Annotated in this window: 13 protein-coding genes and 1 tRNA gene; 9 read left to right on the top strand and 5 right to left on the bottom strand. The window is 54.3% G+C overall.

All coding sequences use genetic code 11. The annotated features are described in order from the left end of the window. Window positions 1-5: 5 nt before the first annotated feature. Window positions 6-854, bottom strand: coding sequence for a WYL domain-containing protein (locus DYE26_RS21060; protein ID WP_036626845.1), 849 nt, complete (start codon window positions 852-854; stop codon window positions 6-8). Continuing rightward, window positions 841-2,151 (bottom strand): helix-turn-helix transcriptional regulator, encoded by a 1,311-nt coding sequence (locus DYE26_RS21055; RefSeq protein ID WP_036626844.1) that lies wholly within the window; start codon window positions 2,149-2,151, stop codon window positions 841-843. The genes DYE26_RS21060 and DYE26_RS21055 overlap by 14 nt, the downstream gene beginning before the upstream one ends. Window positions 2,152-2,801: 650 nt before the next feature. Between DYE26_RS21055 and DYE26_RS33585 the strand changes: the two genes are divergently transcribed. The 5 genes from DYE26_RS33585 (at window position 2,802) to DYE26_RS21035 (ending at window position 9,557) form a co-directional block, all read left to right on the top strand. Next, window positions 2,802-2,896 (top strand) — tRNA-Ser (locus DYE26_RS33585). Between the two features lie 381 nt (window positions 2,897-3,277). Next, entirely contained in the window at window positions 3,278-4,795 is a 1,518-nt protein-coding gene (locus tag DYE26_RS21050; protein WP_036626843.1) for a TROVE domain-containing protein, read from the top strand. A gap of 80 nt (window positions 4,796-4,875) precedes the next feature. Next, the gene (locus DYE26_RS21045) at window positions 4,876-5,670 is read left to right on the top strand and encodes a nucleotidyltransferase domain-containing protein (protein ID WP_036626841.1); all 795 of its coding nucleotides are present in this window, start codon (window positions 4,876-4,878) and stop codon (window positions 5,668-5,670) included. Window positions 5,671-5,701: 31 nt separating this feature from the next. Further along, window positions 5,702-6,967, top strand: a complete 1,266-nt coding sequence (locus DYE26_RS21040) for a class I SAM-dependent methyltransferase (protein WP_036626839.1) — start codon at window positions 5,702-5,704, stop codon at window positions 6,965-6,967. 4 nt (window positions 6,968-6,971) lie between these two features. After that, on the top strand, window positions 6,972-9,557 hold the full coding sequence (locus DYE26_RS21035) for a metallophosphoesterase (RefSeq protein ID WP_036626838.1): 2,586 nt from the start codon (window positions 6,972-6,974) through the stop codon (window positions 9,555-9,557). A 66-nt stretch (window positions 9,558-9,623) separates the two neighbouring features. Here DYE26_RS21035 and mscL read toward each other — a convergent pair whose 3' ends face one another. From mscL to DYE26_RS21020, 3 genes are all read right to left on the bottom strand, one after another. Continuing rightward, a complete protein-coding gene (mscL, locus tag DYE26_RS21030) occupies window positions 9,624-10,007 on the bottom strand; it encodes a large conductance mechanosensitive channel protein MscL (protein WP_036626836.1) in 384 nt (127 codons plus the stop codon). A 198-nt stretch (window positions 10,008-10,205) separates the two neighbouring features. Continuing rightward, on the bottom strand, window positions 10,206-10,868 hold the full coding sequence (locus DYE26_RS21025) for a nitroreductase family protein (RefSeq protein WP_036626834.1): 663 nt from the start codon (window positions 10,866-10,868) through the stop codon (window positions 10,206-10,208). 133 nt (window positions 10,869-11,001) lie between these two features. Beyond that, window positions 11,002-11,406: an RrF2 family transcriptional regulator gene (locus tag DYE26_RS21020; protein ID WP_036626833.1), complete on the bottom strand. Its 405-nt coding sequence runs from the start codon at window positions 11,404-11,406 to the stop codon at window positions 11,002-11,004. 463 nt (window positions 11,407-11,869) lie between these two features. On the opposite strand from DYE26_RS21020, the gene DYE26_RS21015 reads away from it, so the two are divergent. The 4 genes from DYE26_RS21015 (at window position 11,870) to DYE26_RS20995 (ending at window position 15,447) form a co-directional block, all read left to right on the top strand. Further along, window positions 11,870-12,415 carry an RNA 2'-phosphotransferase gene (locus DYE26_RS21015; RefSeq protein ID WP_036626832.1) on the top strand — a complete coding sequence of 182 codons (546 nt, stop codon included), beginning with the start codon at window positions 11,870-11,872 and terminating at the stop codon, window positions 12,413-12,415. A 23-nt stretch (window positions 12,416-12,438) separates the two neighbouring features. Next, window positions 12,439-12,924 carry a hypothetical protein gene (locus tag DYE26_RS21010; protein WP_036626830.1) on the top strand — a complete coding sequence of 162 codons (486 nt, stop codon included), beginning with the start codon at window positions 12,439-12,441 and terminating at the stop codon, window positions 12,922-12,924. Window positions 12,925-13,269: 345 nt separating this feature from the next. Continuing rightward, window positions 13,270-14,061 carry a TatD family hydrolase gene (locus tag DYE26_RS21005; RefSeq protein WP_036628961.1) on the top strand — a complete coding sequence of 264 codons (792 nt, stop codon included), beginning with the start codon at window positions 13,270-13,272 and terminating at the stop codon, window positions 14,059-14,061. 480 nt (window positions 14,062-14,541) lie between these two features. Next, window positions 14,542-15,447 carry an ADP-ribosylglycohydrolase family protein gene (locus DYE26_RS20995; protein WP_036626828.1) on the top strand — a complete coding sequence of 302 codons (906 nt, stop codon included), beginning with the start codon at window positions 14,542-14,544 and terminating at the stop codon, window positions 15,445-15,447. Window positions 15,448-15,727 lie beyond the last annotated feature (280 nt).

Genomic DNA, 15,727 nt, shown 5'->3' with positions numbered 1-15,727 from the left:
TTTTTTTACGAAGACAACTCTCCCGGAATATCCTCATCCTTCGCCGGATCGAGATCGAGGGCCTCGTATCTCTCTAGCGCCTTAGAGGAGGCCTCCAGCATTCTGCGCTTTAAATAGCCGCCTTCGATGACCCGGACGCGCTTTCCGAGGAAGCGGATTTTGGAGAGCAGGTATTCGGCTTCATCGCCCAAAAAGCATACCCGGATGCGGTACGTGCCGCGGTTTTCGTCATAGTCGACGGTCTTCTCGAAACACGAGAAGGCGTAGAGGATGCGGGACAGCTCCATATGATACTCCCGGCCGACTTCGATCAACGCCTCCGTCTTCCGCGCCTCCAGCGTCCGCTTGATTCCGGCGTGCGCCCGTTCCAAAGCGGAAGGCGCGGCCGGTTCGGCCGCGACGGCGATGATTTTGGCCAGCCGGGTGCTCATCAGCGCATGATGCCGCAGATTGTACCAGAGCAAATACCATTCCCGCTTGACCATGGAATACTCCAATTTGTAAGGCACGCCGGAATGGTCTTCGTGAACCCGCCCGCCTTTTACCTTATAAGTGACGCGAATGCCGTTTCCGTCCGCGATACTGCGGCGTAAAGGGCGCAGCAGCGGGTGATACACCTGCTTCTCCACGCTTTTAGCCTTTTCGATCAGGTGGCCGGAGGTCTCTATCGCCGGATCCTTTTCCAGGAGCGAAAGCAATTTGTCCCTGGTTTCCGCCGTAAAGGCTTCGCCCGCCGCGGGATGATCCAGCATCTTTTTCAGCCAGGCCCGTTCGTGCGCGGTGATCATAAACGTGCCGGCATCGTCCAGCCGGGAGATGATCTGATAGTTGAAAATTTTCTCAAACGGATTCATAGTACGCCCGGATCTCCTTCCATTCGGCAATCATTTCCCGGCGAAAATAACGCGGCTCCAGCACCTCGCAGCTCGAACCGAAGCTCCGCAGCCAAGGTTTGATTTCGGTCGTTCCGTTCACCGTGATTTCGTAAATGAAGGCTTCCTCGTCTTCGGACACGATCCGCCCCCACTGCCCCTGCAGCAGCACGCGTTCTTTGACAAAATTCGGTTCGGACGGCCCCGGGTTAAAAAACCTTGCCCGCACGGTCACCGGTGCGCCCGTATCGATCAGCCAGCTGCACCTCATTTTCTCCTCCAGCTCGGCTGTCTTCTCTTCGAATAAAGCCTCGGGCACTGCGTCCGCTTCCTCGATTTGCGTCATGCCTTCCATGCGGTATTTGCGGATGCCCTCCCTGCCGTTCCCCAGCAGGTACCAGCGCCCGTACTGATGGTCGTAAACGACCTTTAAAGGCAGCGTTTGCTCGGCCTTGCCCGCCGTTTCCCGCTCGAACAAGGGATTTGTATTTTGCGAGGCGTAGCTCTTGTCGGCTTTGGGCGAAAAGTACAGAAAGCGCACCTTCCGGCGGTGCCGGATGGCCTCCAGCAGCGTGAACAAATGCGCTTCGTCCAGAATCCGCGAATAATAGTGGTACTTGTATAAAAAAGGCTCGATCGCTTGCGGCTCGGCCTGCCCCCGCAGCAAGTGCTTCTTCAGTCCGTCCCGGAGCAGGTAGCCTTGGACGGAGGGAACCTGCGTACTTGCCATCACGTCGACGAAATCGTACAGATCGTAGAGTTCCTCCTCCGACAGTTCCCTAACAAGATCGTTGTCCATCCGGTAACGGTAGGGGCGGGAGGCCGATTCCTTCTTGATGACGCCGACCTCCTCCAAATACTTCAGGTCCGACCGGATCGTTTTTTCGTCGGGGAGCGGAACGTTTGGAGGGAGGCTGCCGCAGCAGATGTCCATCAGCTCCATCGCCGTCAGCGCCTGCTCGTTCAGCGCGGCAAGGAGCAGCGAGATCCTTTGCGATTCCGATTCCTTCAGCGATTTGGCGCGGAACAGGAAAAGCAGCATCGGATCGGTTGACTCATAATAGTTGAAGCGGATCGCCTCCGCCAGTTCCTTCCCCTGCTCCTCCGGCAAATGCTGATGCATGGTGCTGACGATCTCCTTCAGCCGGCGGATCGTCTTGTCGAACGTATGCACGGAGATGCCGAGACGCTTCGCGAACTGCTGCCTGCTGTAAGCTCCGCTGGTCAGCACAAGCATGCGCAGAAACTGGATTTCCTTATCAAAGCTTTCCTTGGCCATTGCTGTTCCATCCCCCCGTTTCCTAAAAGATGCTTTTTCCTAATTGTAGCAGGGGATGGGAAAGGGGGAAAGGAGCTGATCGGCCGGGATAAGGCAGGGGGGCCTTTTTCAGCGGAGCCGCTGGCGAAATATCTGTATTAGTGTTGCTGGCTGACCCCGCTTAATAAACTCCCTCATGTCCCCGACTTATGCCCCATTTCATGATCCCACCTCACTCTCCCATCTCACTCTCCCATCTCACTCTCCCATCTCACTCTCCCATCTCACTCTCCCAACTCACTCCCCCATCTCATACTCCCCTCTCATGCCCCACCTAACGCTCGCCCTCAAAATAGCGGCATTTTATGGTCTTATTTTCCCGAGTTAAACCTGTACGTGACCATTAGCGACATTTTTTGTACTTATTTTCCAATGAACGTTATGAAAAGCACCATTTCCCCTACGGTTCGAGAAAATAGCGACATAAATTACCTCTATTTCACTCAAAAGGGGTGATACCGCCCCAATAGCGACATTTTTTTCCCTTATCTACGGTACCGACGGCATCGTCGTTGACATCCATTGGGCAATTTTTTCTTTGTCGTAATACTTTCGCCATGTTCGCGGGCCGTAAAATGAGCGAAGATAGGTTCACAAGGTCATCGCTGCAGGGCGAAGGCCGGTAGGTTAAAGATCGCCGAGGCGCCTGGACGGGATACTTCGCCTGTTAAGCGACTGGTCGTTGGTTCGAATCCAACTTCCGCCGGTTGGCGGAATAGCTCAGGGGTAGAGCAGTTTATGTGCCTGTCCGCCTTATTCTTCGAGCGAGCTTTAACCAAACGGGCAAAAATAAACGCGAGGCGCCAGAAAGGGTTACTTCGACTAGTTTAGGGGATTAGTATCCGATTGTGCCAAGCGGCACAAGGCAACCTTTTCGAAAAGCAGTTTCCCTTGCGTGCGTTTTGCCAAAACCGTATAACACCGGTGAGGCGCCGGAATGGGTTACTTCGCATCCATAGCGACCATTGGAATATCCGGGCATTACGGCAGGTTCGACTCCTGCGCCGACCTATTCCACCCATTCCTCGCCGGTGTTATCTATTTTGATTTGCCGTTTTCCTATGAAAACGGGCAGGAGGTTATAACCATGAGTTTCGCGCAAAAATTGTTCGGTTCCATGCGACCGACGACACGCAACAAAGACCATTACCCGGCTTATACGCGGTCTGCCGAAGAGCAATACCTGCAGATCCTGCTGACCAATACAATGAGCAACACGTTTTATGCCGACCAAAACGAACTGCTGAATGAAGCGGAGCAGATGCATCACGAGATGGCGGCGGCTAACCCGACCTTTATGGCAAAAGCGATCGTGTATGCGCGCACCGCAGGCCTAATGCGATTGCAGCCGCTGTTTGGCCTGGCCGTGTTGTCCGCCTATCGTCCGGACCTGTTCGCGGAGATATTCCTTCGGGTGGTGCGCATCCCGTCCGACCTGTCCGACTTCTTGACAATCCTGAAGGGACAGGGCCGGGGCGAAGGCGGCCGCGCCGTCAAGCGCCAGGTGAACCGCTTCCTTACCGGAGTGAGCGAATATTGGGCGGTGAAGTACAACGGCCGCGGCCGGGGCTACAGCCTGGGCGACGTGATCGCCACCGCCCATCCGAAGCCGGCGGACCTGAAGCAGCAGGCGCTGTTCCGTTACCTCCGCGGGCTGGAAGCCAACCTTGGGCTGCTGCCGCAGGTGGAAGCACTGGAGCATTTGAAGCGGGCCGAAGGCGAAAGCGAGCAGATCGCCTGGATCGAACGCGGCAAGCTGCCGTACGAAACGGTGACCGGCGCGATCAAGCCGTCGAAGGCCGTCTGGGAGGCGCTGCTGTACCAGCTGCCGACCTTCGCGCTGCTCCGCCATTTGAACACGCTAGACCGGGCGGGCGTGCTGGATGAGCAGCGGCACCTAGATTACGTGATCGCGCGGCTGACCAACGAGGAGGCGCTGCGCAAAGCGCGCATCCTGCCGTTTCGCTTCGCTACGGCGTTCCGCCAAATCGAGCATCCGGAGCTGCGCGAGGCGTTGCGGGACGCGGCCGATCTGACCTTCGGCAATCTGCCGGAGCTGGGCGACAACACCGCGATCTTTTTGGATATCTCCGGTTCGATGCAAGGACAGTATTTGGAGATCGGCGCGGTTTTTGCCTTGGCGCTGTATAAGAAGACGCAGGGGAACTCGCTGTTCTGGCTGTTCAACCACGAGGTTCACGACGCGAAACCTTCGAAGCGCGACAGTATTCTCGGGCAAGCCGAGCACATCCGCGCTAGCGGCGGGACGGATACCGGTGCGCCGGTCCGCAAGCTGCTGCAGGAGCGTAAGCGCGTGGATCAGATCATCATCATCACGGACGAACAGCAGAACAGCGGCAGTCCTTTTTATCAGGTACTGGCTCAGTACCGGGCCAAGGTGAACCCGGAAGTGAAGGCGTTTATCGTCGACATCGCCCCGTACCGCCATGCCATGGTCCCGCAGACGGACCGCAACACGTTCTACATTTACGGCTGGAGCGACACGGTGTTGTCCTATATCGCCCAATCCGTGCAGGGATATGCCTCCATGACGGAGCAGGTCGCAACACTGGATTTGGACGCTTTGAGCAAACATAATAAATAGGTGACCGTACCTATAGAACGGCCATGGACCATGGAGTCCATGGCCATACATATCAGTAATAGCAAGGAGAGTGACCTCCCATGACCAACCCATACGACTTCCATCCAACGATTCTAAACGAGCTGCATAACATTGAGCGGGAAGAAGGGGTGCGTATCCTCTACGCCTGCGAATCGGGCAGCCGGGCCTGGGGTTTTCCTTCGCGGGACAGCGATTATGATGTTCGCTTCCTCTATATCCGGCCGGCCGATTGGTATTTGTCGATCTACGAAGGCCGGGACGTAATCGAGCGGCCGATCAGCGATCGGCTGGATATCAACGGATGGGATTTAAAAAAGGCGCTGGTTCTGTTTCATAAATCGAACCCGCCGTTGCTGGAATGGCTGCATTCACCGATACAATATATGGAGCAATATTCCGCCGCCGAACAAATTCGCCGGATTTCCCCGTTAACCTTTTCGCCAAAATCCTGTATGTATCACTATCTCCAAATGGCAAAGGGGAACTTCCGGGGTTACCTGCAAGGGGAACGGGTGAAGCTCAAAAAATACTTCTACGTCCTGCGGCCGGTGTTGGCCTGCGGCTGGATCGAGAAATACGATACGATGCCGCCGGTGGAGTTTGAGGACTTGGTTCAGGACCTGGTCCCCGCGAATAGCGAGTTAATGGACACGATCCAACACCTGCTGGCCCGCAAGAAGTCCGGGGATGAGCTTGATATGGAGCCGAAGCTGCAGCCGATCCACACGTATTTGGAAGAGCGCCTGGCTTATTTCGAGCAAGCGGCCGCCAAGTTGCAGGCCCGGCAAGCCCAGCCCGACGTTGAACAACTGAACGGCATATTCCGCTCCACCCTGCATGAGGTCTGGGGGTAGCCGCAATTTACTGAAGTCAGGAGGGATTCCCATGGCGATCATCCAGGTGAGATCCACGAATCCGCAATTTTCTTTTTTGATCAAAAAAAATCCGCACTCCGGGATGCTGCTCCGCTCCATCCGCAAAGGCATGGCGTACGGCTGGTATACCGGCGAGCACACCTTTAACGTGTACTTTAAAGATGCCGACAACGACATTTCATATAAGCAGCACGAACAGGAGAACTTCGAGTATTTGAACGTATCGCGGTACAACACCCCGCTGTTTCCGCTGAACGCAATCGGCGAGTTTTTTTCCGCCCCGTTAAAAGCGCAGGATACACGGGATACGGAAGGCTATGAGCATACTTTTTTCATCAATATGATTCATATCGAGCGGGTCCGGTACATCGAATTTTTTGCCAAGCATCTGAAGGAATTTACCTTTGACATCACCCATCAGGCCGATAAGAGTTACTCGCTCATCGTGAAGACGGAGAAAAGCCTGTACCTGCTGCTGCACACCGTCAGCGTATTGTGCTTGTTCCTGTCCATGTTCGGCAATGAGTATATCGATATCTCGGACAGTATTCTCGATAAGTACATCAAAAGCTTGAATGTGATCGATGCGCCGTTTTACATCCGCAGTTTGTTCGTACGGAACTTTCTTTCTTCCAGGGACCGCTTCAACAGGTACAAGGCGGAGCTGGAGAAGACGGACCGTTACGACATCCAGTTCGCCTACGGCGGCACGGCGCTGCAGCGGCGGAACTATATCGGAAACGCGCTGTCCTTCGACAAGTCGATTTTGGACGTGGGTTGCGGAGAAGGGTTCTATGCGATTCCTTTTGCCGGAAAAATCGAGGGAACTTACTATGCGGTCGATATCAACGAGGAACTGCTGGAGCAGGTCAAACGCAAGGCCGCGCGAAAAGAGCTGGATAACCTCGTCACGTTCGCCTCGATCGATCACTTCCTGGAAAGCTACAATGGGGAGCAGGTCGATGTCATCCTCACCGAAGTGATTGAGCATATGAGCCGGGACGAGGCGGGGCGGCTGATCCGGCAAATCTGCGCCAAAGTCGACTTTGAGCGTTTCATCATCACGACGCCGAACGCGGATTTCAACCGGTTTTACGAGCTGAGCGAATTCCGGCATGACGATCATAAATGGGAGATGGGGGAGGACTCGTTCCGGCAGTGGATCGGCGAGGTGCTGCGGGACACGGAGCTGCATTTCGAATTCGTGGCTGTCGGGGACGGGGTCGACAATATCAAGACGACGCAGGGCGTCATTCTTAAGAAAAAGGGGGCCTAAAGCGATGGAAATCCAAACGAAGGTCCATACGATTTTTATGCTGGTCGGTTCGACCGAATGCGGTAAAACCACCTTTGCCAAGGAGGTGCTGGTTCCGGGATTGCGTTTCGAGGACGGACGCGGGAATATCAAGGCTAACGTGCAGTATCTGTCCTCCGACGGGATTCGCCAGGAGCTCCTTGGATACGAATACGATAAATACGATCAAGTGATGCTGGAGGCGAGCGAGCAGGCTTTTCGCCTGCTGTTTGAAAGACTGAAGCTGGCCACCTCTTTTCCGATCAACGCGGAGTTTGTAGTGGTCGATACGACCGGTTTGTCCGAGGATTTCCGGGCAAAGGTGAAAGACATCGCCGTTCAGAACAATTACAACCTGGAGGTGATCGTCTTCGATTATCGCCGGCGGGAGGACTATTATGCCTCGGAGCGCTCCAAGAAGCTGATCACCAACCACATCAACCGGCTGAAAAAAGACGTTCTCGGCTCGCTGGCCCGCGAAGGCTACGGCAAAGTTCACAAGGTCCGTGCTAAAGATTTCTACCTTCCGGTTGAAGGAACAGCGAATCCGGAGTACCGCGTCGTGATCGAGAACCTTGACGATTACTTGAGCACCGTACTCCCGCAGGATCAGCAATATATCATCATCGGCGATGTGCACGAATGCGTGGACGATCTGCAGGGGCTGCTGCGCGATCACGGGTACCGTCTGGAGGACGGCAAGCTGGTGGCGGCGGAGAAGCTGCGGCATACGAAGCTTATTCTAGCGGGCGACTGGATCGACAAGGGCAAGCAAACGGAGGAAATCATCCGGTTTCTGTACGAGAACCGGGAGCATTTTTACTTTGTGCTGGGGAACCACGAGAACTTCGTCGACAAGTATTTTAAAGGCGAAATCAGCGGCGTCGATCAGGAGCTGCTGCAGACGTATTTCGATTCGGTTCAGGCGCTGCGGCAGGATGCGGAGCTGTTGGAGCGATTCCGGGAGCTGGTGTCGATGGCGCAGCCGTTTTACCGGTATGTGGGGACCAGGGGATCATCCTTCTATGTTACTCATGCGCCGTGCCGGAACAAGTATATCGGCAAGCTGGACACGAACTCCGCCCGGCATCAGCGGAACTTCCGGATTGACCGGGAGGCGCCGCTGGAAGGGCAGTTGGCTTTTTTGCAGGAGGAAGCGGTGAAGAACCACCCTTACCATATATTCGGGCATGTGGCGGCCAAACAGTCTTTTCGCATCCGCAACAAAATCCATATCGACACCGGCAGTGTGCATGGCAACCTGCTGACTTCCGTCAGCATCTCGTACAAGCCGTTTTTGAAGTCGCGGAAGTCGGGGCGGGCGGCTATATTCGAGGAGCTTCCGACGCTGTTTAAAGAGGAGCGGAAGGTGTCCGTCGGGGAGCTGGGGGAAGAAGAACTGCGCCGGCTGCATTACTGCTCGCGGCACAAAATCAACTTCATCTCCGGTACGATGTCCCCGGCGGACAAGGACGAAGCGGCAGACGAGCTCGAGTCCCTGGCGCGCGGGCTGGATTATTTCAAGGAACGCGGCGTGGGGCAGGTCGTCCTGCAGCCGAAATATATGGGTTCGCGGTGCAATGTTTATTTGTATAAAGACCCGGAGCAATGTTTTGCCGTCAGCCGGAACGGCTACAAGGTGAATCGGGCGGACCTTTCGGCCATTTATGCTAAGCTGCTGGATAAATTCGGCGGGTATATGGAAGAGCAGGGGATCGCCATGCTGATCCTGGATGGAGAGCTTATGCCGTGGAAAGCGCTGGGCGAAGGGCTGATTGAGCGGCAGTTTAAACCGATCGAGAAGGCCTTGGAAACGGAGCTTGCGTTCCTGGCGCAAACCGGGTTTGAACAGGCCTTTGCCAAGCTGAACGCGGAGTATGAGGCGAGCGGTTTTGAACGGGATCAGTTCCGCATGGCGAAGAACGACCTCAGCGAAAAGTATGGAGCGAGCGTATACCAGAACTATAAGCATATGCATGACATTCGCGAAACCCATGTTCCGCTGGCGGATCATTTGGGGGCTTATGAAACTTACAAGCGGCAGCTGGAGCTTTATGCGGAGGACGGGGCGTTGGAGTATAAGCCGTTTGCCGTGCTGAAAATCGTCTATGAAGATGGTCGGGAGCAAGTGCCGGAGTGGAAGACGTCCGAGATGTACGGTTTTCTTTCCGAGGATGAAGCGCTTTTGCTCGATCTGTCCGATCCGGATTGCTTGGCGCGGGCGGAGCGGTATTTCGCCAAGCTGACGCTGGAGCAGCATATGGAGGGAGTCGTCATCAAGCCCGAGGTATGGAACGGCAGGACCGTGCCTTATATGAAGGTGCGCAATCCCGAGTACCTGTCCATCATCTACGGGTATGACTACAAGTTCCCGCACAAATACCGCAAGCTGCTGAAGCAAAAGAACGTCAACCAGAAGCTGCGCACTTCGCTAAGCGAGTACCGGCTCGGGATGCAACTGCTCGGTGTATCTTTCGCCGACATAACCCCGGACCATGCCGCGTATAAGGAAATTGCCGCCAATCTGCTGTTTGAGGTGGCGCAGGAGCGGGAGATCGATCCGCGGTTGTAACATGACAAAAGAGTGCCCGAGCCCGACAGGTTGGTTGCGGCTCAAGGCACTCTTTTTCGGCTGCATCTATTCGACCTGTCGCTGTTTCAGCAAATCCCGGATTTCCGTCAGCAGCAGCTCTTCTTTGGACGGCGCCGGCGGCGCTTCGGGCTTCGGATCTTCTTTGCGTTTCAGTTTATTGATACCTTTGACAAACAAGAAAATCGAGAAGGAGACGATAAAGAAGTCGATGATGGTCTGAAGGAACGCGCCGTATTTCAAGATGGTGTCGCCATATTGGAATTGCAGTCCTTTAAGGTCAATGCCGCCCATCAAGAGGCCGATCACGGGCATCAGCATGTCTTCCACCAGGGAGGTGACGATTTTCCCGAAAGCCGCACCAACGATGACACCGATGGCCAGATCCAGCACGTTGCCCTTTAGGGCGAAGGCTTTGAATTCTTTCCACATGGTTACCAAACCCCCCTTTTCCGCATATTACAGGCAGTATACCATGAGGGGGCGAGCGGTTGTCCAGCACAAGACACTTTGCAGCCCGGATACATTCGCGATTTCCCGCCAAAAAGCTCAGGTTTCGAGCGGGTATTGCGCCAGCCCGCCGGAAATCTAACGGATGCAGCAGCCGCTATTTTACGAAAAAAGCCCTTTTCATGCCTTAGGCATTTCGTTGAAGAAAGCGACATCCTGAATCGGCAATCTTACCGTCGGGTGTCCGGGCTTCGCCGCCTTACCGATGGCGATAAGCATAACAGGAGCGTATCTCTCCGGAATATCGAACGCTTCTACAAATTTAGCCTGGTCATAGCCGCCCATCGGGACCGTATCATAGCCTTTAGCGCGGGCGACAAGCATAAGCTGCATGGATACCAAACCACCGTCAATAGATACGGATCGGCGAATAGTCTCCTTAGGCATGCTCGCGAACATCCCTTGATAACGTTCCACGAACGATTTAGCCGTCTCTGCAGGCATGTAACCCGCATCGACCGCCATTCCGTAAATTTTCTCGGCCAATTTATAACATTCCAAATCTCCGAGTACCGCAATGACAGCCGAAGCCTCAATCACTTGCTGCTGATTGAAGGCGATCGGAAGCAGTTTTTGCTTCAGCTCTTGCGAATCGATTACGAGAAAACGCCACGGCTGCAGATTGGCGCCTGAAGGAGCCAGCGTAGCTTGCTGCAAGATTTCGTTCATTTCCTCCCGCGGAATCTTTACCTCGGGATCATAGCTGCGGACGGACCGCCGATCCTGAATAACGTTGAAAAACTGCTGCTGCTCCACCGTTTGGGACGATTGTGAAACGGACATGCTTCTCTCCTCCTTATAAATACTGTGCTCAATTTAGGCACAGTATTTTTTGAAATAAAATGCAGTCGAATTATCAACTGCAACTTAACTGAGTACAGTATATAACGTTCCGGCTCACATTGCAATCCGGTAATTATTCTTGCATCAAATCGGCTAACGTATGCTGCTTGAGCAGTTCGACAGCCTGCTTTTGCACTTCTCCCATAATCGCTTCGAGCTTTTGTTGGCCCGAGGTGCATTCCTCTTGAACCTCTTGTTCGCAGCAATCCGATTTTACAGCTAAAAATATATCCGCCAGTGTAATTTGATCCGGACGGCGCTTCAGATAGTAGCCCCCATTCCGCCCTTCTCTCGCTTCGACAATACCGGTGTGCGTGAGCTGCGCCAATACCCTGCGGAGGAATGTGGCATGCGATTGGACGTTGCTGGCAATGGCCGCGCTGGAAAGCGGTCCCTCGCATTTGGCAAGCAAGATCAGGGCATGTACGGCAATGCCGAAACGCGGCGGACCGATCTGGACGCTCCGGTTAGATATCATAAAAATCCCTCCTGTTTACAGTGTATCGCAATCTCACAAAATATTTCTACATCACAGCACTAACTTCTATCTCCGAAGGTCCCACGTTTCGTTTGCGTATTTGTCCCGCGATTAGCGGCTTGACGAGATGTTTCGTCACAAAAAGTGAAAGAAGCAATCTCTTCGGCCCTTGCAAAGCAGGGAGATTGCTTCTTTTGGACTATATTGAGCTATCGCATACGCCCAGTTGATGAGTTTTATTATACCCGCTATGTAGATTCGTTTCAAAATATTTCTTAGCTTACGCAGGTTCATGCCATTATGCTTTGATTTTCACTTAGCGTACGTTTTACGCGATTATCTTGGTGTCACCTGCCTGACTTCCTCGTGGGAATGTTGTGTTAAACCAAACTTTCCTGACCAAACCGTCCTGGAAAGGTTATAATGCAATAAATGGAAACGGCTAGAAAGTGAAGTGATAACGATGTTAAATCCGGCAACGGAAAAAAGCTTAAGCAAGCTGATGAGCAAAATGCTGCGCCATACCCCCGAGGATTTCAGGCTTGTCCTCGATCCCGCGGACGGTTCATGTCCGGTGGATTCCCTTCTGAAAGCCATCAGGGCACAGGCGAAGTGGTCATGGGTAAGCCGCGAAGATATCGAACAGGTGGTCCGCAACTCGGATAAGCAGCGTTTTGTGATCGAGGACGACCGGATTAGAGCAAGATACGGCCATAGTCATGACCGGGTAACTTACACCCCGGGTGAGCCTCCTGCTGTGCTGTACCATGGAACCAACAAGAATGCCCTCCCGTCTATACTGAAAGAAGGGCTTCATCCGATGAGCCGGCAGTACGTGCATTTGTCGGAAGGGACCCATTTCGCCACGCTTGCGGGCAGCCGCAGAGGTGAGCTGGTTATTCTTAAAATAGACACACGAGGCGCGGAGCGGCTTGGAGTTACATTTTATTTTGCCGGCAATGAAGTATGGCTGGCCGACCGGGTGCCGCCGGAATGCTGCAGCATTTGAAATCTACGGGAACAGGGGGAAAAATGAGAAGCGGGGAACGAACCAGGCTGGATTCTTTTCAACTTAGAATCATGCATGCTTCCGGCATTCGGGGGACGCTGATCGTCTTTTTGTTTTTGGTCTATCTTTGCGCCTTCCCGACTCTTGCCCCGCCCATGTTGACATGGGAATTTTACATCGCGGCGGCCATAACCGCAGTACTGACGGTTTGGGGCTTATGGATCGGCGCCAATCCTTACCGCTGCGAGCTGCAGTTCGTCCTGTACGCCGGTGTGCTTGGGCTGGGGATGGCGGTTGCAAGCCATATGAGCATGTATAAAATCATGTACTCGATCGTGCACCTGCACGGATCGTGGTTCATCTGGCTGGCGGGGAGCGGAAATGTGCTGCTTATCGGCTTTATGGCGTTTTATTACGATAAGGCGTTTCATGACGGGACCTACTATCGGCTGGAACAGGGCTCTAAAAGTCCCAAAGGGTCTAAAGAACCTAAGGATTCCAGCAGCTAAGAGTCCGAAAGCCATCATGGGGCGCGATATTTTCGCGGCTTAGGGTATATGGCGTACAACTTGTCCGCAGCCCTCTTGGGTGACGCGGGCCGGAACGCCGCGGGCGTGTTGGTATTTTCGGGATTCGCGCTGCTGGGGTCGTTTATGGGCGTCATTTTTTTGCATAAATATTTTTTTATCCGCCAAAGACTGGATCGAATGCTTGAAATATACCCTTTGCTTGCTGAACCGCCCCAAACGGGAAAGAATCGCGGAAGCGGGGCGGGAAAAACGGGGGAGTTAATAATATCCGGCTTAAGGCGGACGAGGAGGAATCAAACAGTGAATCCAACAATAAATCCAACAATGAATCAACCTATGAGCACGATCGATATTGGCGTGAATTTAATGCACCGCTCGTTTCAGCGCGACCGGGAGCAGGTGGTGGAGCGGGCGGCCGCTAGGGGCGTCTCGCCTTTGATCATTACCGGGACGAGCCTGCGAAGCAGTGCAGAGGCGGCGCGTTATGCCGGAGACTTTCCGGGGAAGCTGTACGCTACGGCGGGCGTTCATCCGCATGATGCCAAGGGCTGCAACGAAGAGACGATAGACAAGCTTAGGGAATTGGCGCAGCTTCCCCAGGTGGTCGCTATTGGGGAGTGCGGGCTCGATTACAACCGGGATTTCTCCCCGCGCGACGTGCAGCGCAAATGGTTTGCCGAGCAGATCCGCTTGGCGCTCGACCTGAACCTGCCGCTGTTCCTGCATGAGCGGGAAGCCTCCGGCGATTTCACCTCGATCTTGAAGGAGCATGGGGTAAAAAGAGCGGTGGTCCACTGCTTTACGGGAACTGAAGCGGAGCTTAAAACGTACCTGGCGATGGGTTTCCATATCGGGATCACCGGCTGGATTTGCGATGAGCGGAGAGGACGCCATTTGCTGGATCTCGTCCCCATCATTCCGCCGGACCGGCTGATGATCGAGACGGATGCGCCGTTCCTGACCCCGCGGGATATGAAGGACAAGCCGGCGGACCGGCGGAACGAGCCCGCCTTTCTGCCGCATATTGTGGAGACGATCGCCCGCTGCACGGGCAGAACCGCGGCGGAAATCGCCGAGATGACCACGCAAACCGCGCGGGAATTTTTCGGTATATGAAAAAAAGCAGAAGCGCCGGGCTTCCCAATCCGGCGCTTTCTTGCATTATTTTCTTTTGTAGTGCTTCTCCCAGTCGTTGACGGCGTCCGCTCGGGGAAGCGAACGGCTCTGCAGCCACCGGCAATTTTCCCATTCATGTATCGCTTCTTGTTGGGGCTTATAGAATTTGTAATCGCAAATATCCCAGGAACAGTACAGTTTGCGGTACCATCCGCCGTTTTGCATATCGCCTGTAAACCGTCGCACCGCTTTACCGGCTTGGCGTTTGGACCAGCGTGTCCCGGGCGTGGTATGATCTGTCCATACCGGTTATTTTTTCACACTTCTGCTCATTTGGGCTCTCTAACCTCCTAACGGGAAGCTAGAGACCGTCCAATGTCTTCATGTGTCACCTCATTTGAGAATTTATGCTTTCATTGGATTGACGTTTGCGATCGCGAAAAGTTTCAGACTAAACTCGGACAAAACGGGGGAGTTGCCGTGAACGAAGAAGTTTTATACAGCAAAATCAAAGGCGGGTTGTACGGCGTGGCCGTGGGCGATGCGCTCGGCGGAACGACGGAGTTTATGAGTCAACGGGAGATCAAGGCGCAGCACGGTTATTTGCGGGAGATCATCGGCGGCGGGGTGTGGCGGCTTGCGCCGGGGGAAGTGACCGACGATACGATGATGACGCTTTGTGTGGCCGAAGGCATTCTGGAAAATCCGGCCGAGCCGATGGAGCCCATCGGGCGGCTGTTCCTGGAATGGTACAATTCGAGGCCGAAGGACATCGGCAATATTATCCGCCACGTCTTCGAAAGTTACGAGGGCAACTGGTTTGAGGCCGCTTTTTACGCACACGCTGATCTGGGGCAAAGCGCCGGGAACGGTTCCCTGATGCGCTGTCTGCCCGCAGCTTTGGCTTACGGGGACAGCGCCGACATGGAGCGGGTGACGCTCATGCAGTCGAAGATGACGCACTACGATCCGCGCTGCGGCGAGGCCTGCCTGATCTATAACCGGATTGCCGCCCGCCTGCTCCGCGGTGAAGATTTAAGGTCCGCCATCTTCGCCGAAACGGCCGGGACGGAATATGAAGGACTTTTTGAAACGGCCCCCGACTGCGAGCCGAGCGGTTTTGTCGTGCATACGTTCCGGTGGGTTCTCCATATTTTGCTGCATAGCGCGGACTTTAGCGAAGTAGTGCAGCGGGCGGCCAATTTGGGCGGGGATTCCGATACGATTGGCGCCATCGCCGGGGGACTGGCCGGGATCCACTACGGCTACGAAGCGATTCCGGCCCGATACGCCGAGTCGATCCTGATTAACGATAGACTGGACCGGGCCATCTCCGGGTTATGGTCCCTGCGGACGTCCGCTTCCGAACGCGGCAAGGAGAAATAAGAAAACGACGCCTGCGGATATGAAGGTTTTCTCAGGGGCTCGGACCATTAGTTGCAAAACATACAACTAGATTTCAACGAAGAAGCGGGTTCATATGCTTTAATTGTATTTCCTGCAACTAACATCCCAATATCTGCACCAGTTTTTTGAATCGCGCGGATTTAGTTGCAGGATTCGCAATTAAACAAGCGCCCCGCTCCATTTTCCGATCAATAAATGTATCTTTTGCAACTATTCAGCACCACACTCCTAGGCCCGAAGCAGGATCCCACATTTCCAT

The sequence above is a fragment of the Paenibacillus macerans genome, assembly GCF_900454495.1.
GTDB classification, from domain to species: Bacteria; Bacillota; Bacilli; order Paenibacillales; family Paenibacillaceae; genus Fontibacillus; species Fontibacillus macerans.
The sequence above is the reverse complement of the archived record's forward strand: the minus strand, read 5'-3'. Positions and strand labels throughout refer to the sequence as shown.

What these genes read in the sequence shown, in the direction of transcription:
- DYE26_RS21015 (WP_036626832.1), top strand. Translation starts at nt 11,870, where the DNA reads ATGTTAAATCCGGCAACGGAAAAAAGCTTAAGCAAGCTGATGAGCAAA.
- DYE26_RS21050 (WP_036626843.1), top strand. Translation starts at nt 3,278, where the DNA reads ATGAGTTTCGCGCAAAAATTGTTCGGTTCCATGCGACCGACGACACGC.
- DYE26_RS21010 (WP_036626830.1), top strand. Translation starts at nt 12,439, where the DNA reads ATGAGAAGCGGGGAACGAACCAGGCTGGATTCTTTTCAACTTAGAATC.
- DYE26_RS21005 (WP_036628961.1), top strand. Translation starts at nt 13,270, where the DNA reads ATGAATCAACCTATGAGCACGATCGATATTGGCGTGAATTTAATGCAC.
- DYE26_RS21035 (WP_036626838.1), top strand. Translation starts at nt 6,972, where the DNA reads ATGGAAATCCAAACGAAGGTCCATACGATTTTTATGCTGGTCGGTTCG.
- DYE26_RS21040 (WP_036626839.1), top strand. Translation starts at nt 5,702, where the DNA reads ATGGCGATCATCCAGGTGAGATCCACGAATCCGCAATTTTCTTTTTTG.
- DYE26_RS21060 (WP_036626845.1), bottom strand. Translation starts at nt 854, where the DNA reads ATGAATCCGTTTGAGAAAATTTTCAACTATCAGATCATCTCCCGGCTG.
- mscL (WP_036626836.1), bottom strand. Translation starts at nt 10,007, where the DNA reads ATGTGGAAAGAATTCAAAGCCTTCGCCCTAAAGGGCAACGTGCTGGAT.
- DYE26_RS21020 (WP_036626833.1), bottom strand. Translation starts at nt 11,406, where the DNA reads ATGATATCTAACCGGAGCGTCCAGATCGGTCCGCCGCGTTTCGGCATT.
- DYE26_RS21045 (WP_036626841.1), top strand. Translation starts at nt 4,876, where the DNA reads ATGACCAACCCATACGACTTCCATCCAACGATTCTAAACGAGCTGCAT.
- DYE26_RS21055 (WP_036626844.1), bottom strand. Translation starts at nt 2,151, where the DNA reads ATGGCCAAGGAAAGCTTTGATAAGGAAATCCAGTTTCTGCGCATGCTT.
- DYE26_RS21025 (WP_036626834.1), bottom strand. Translation starts at nt 10,868, where the DNA reads ATGTCCGTTTCACAATCGTCCCAAACGGTGGAGCAGCAGCAGTTTTTC.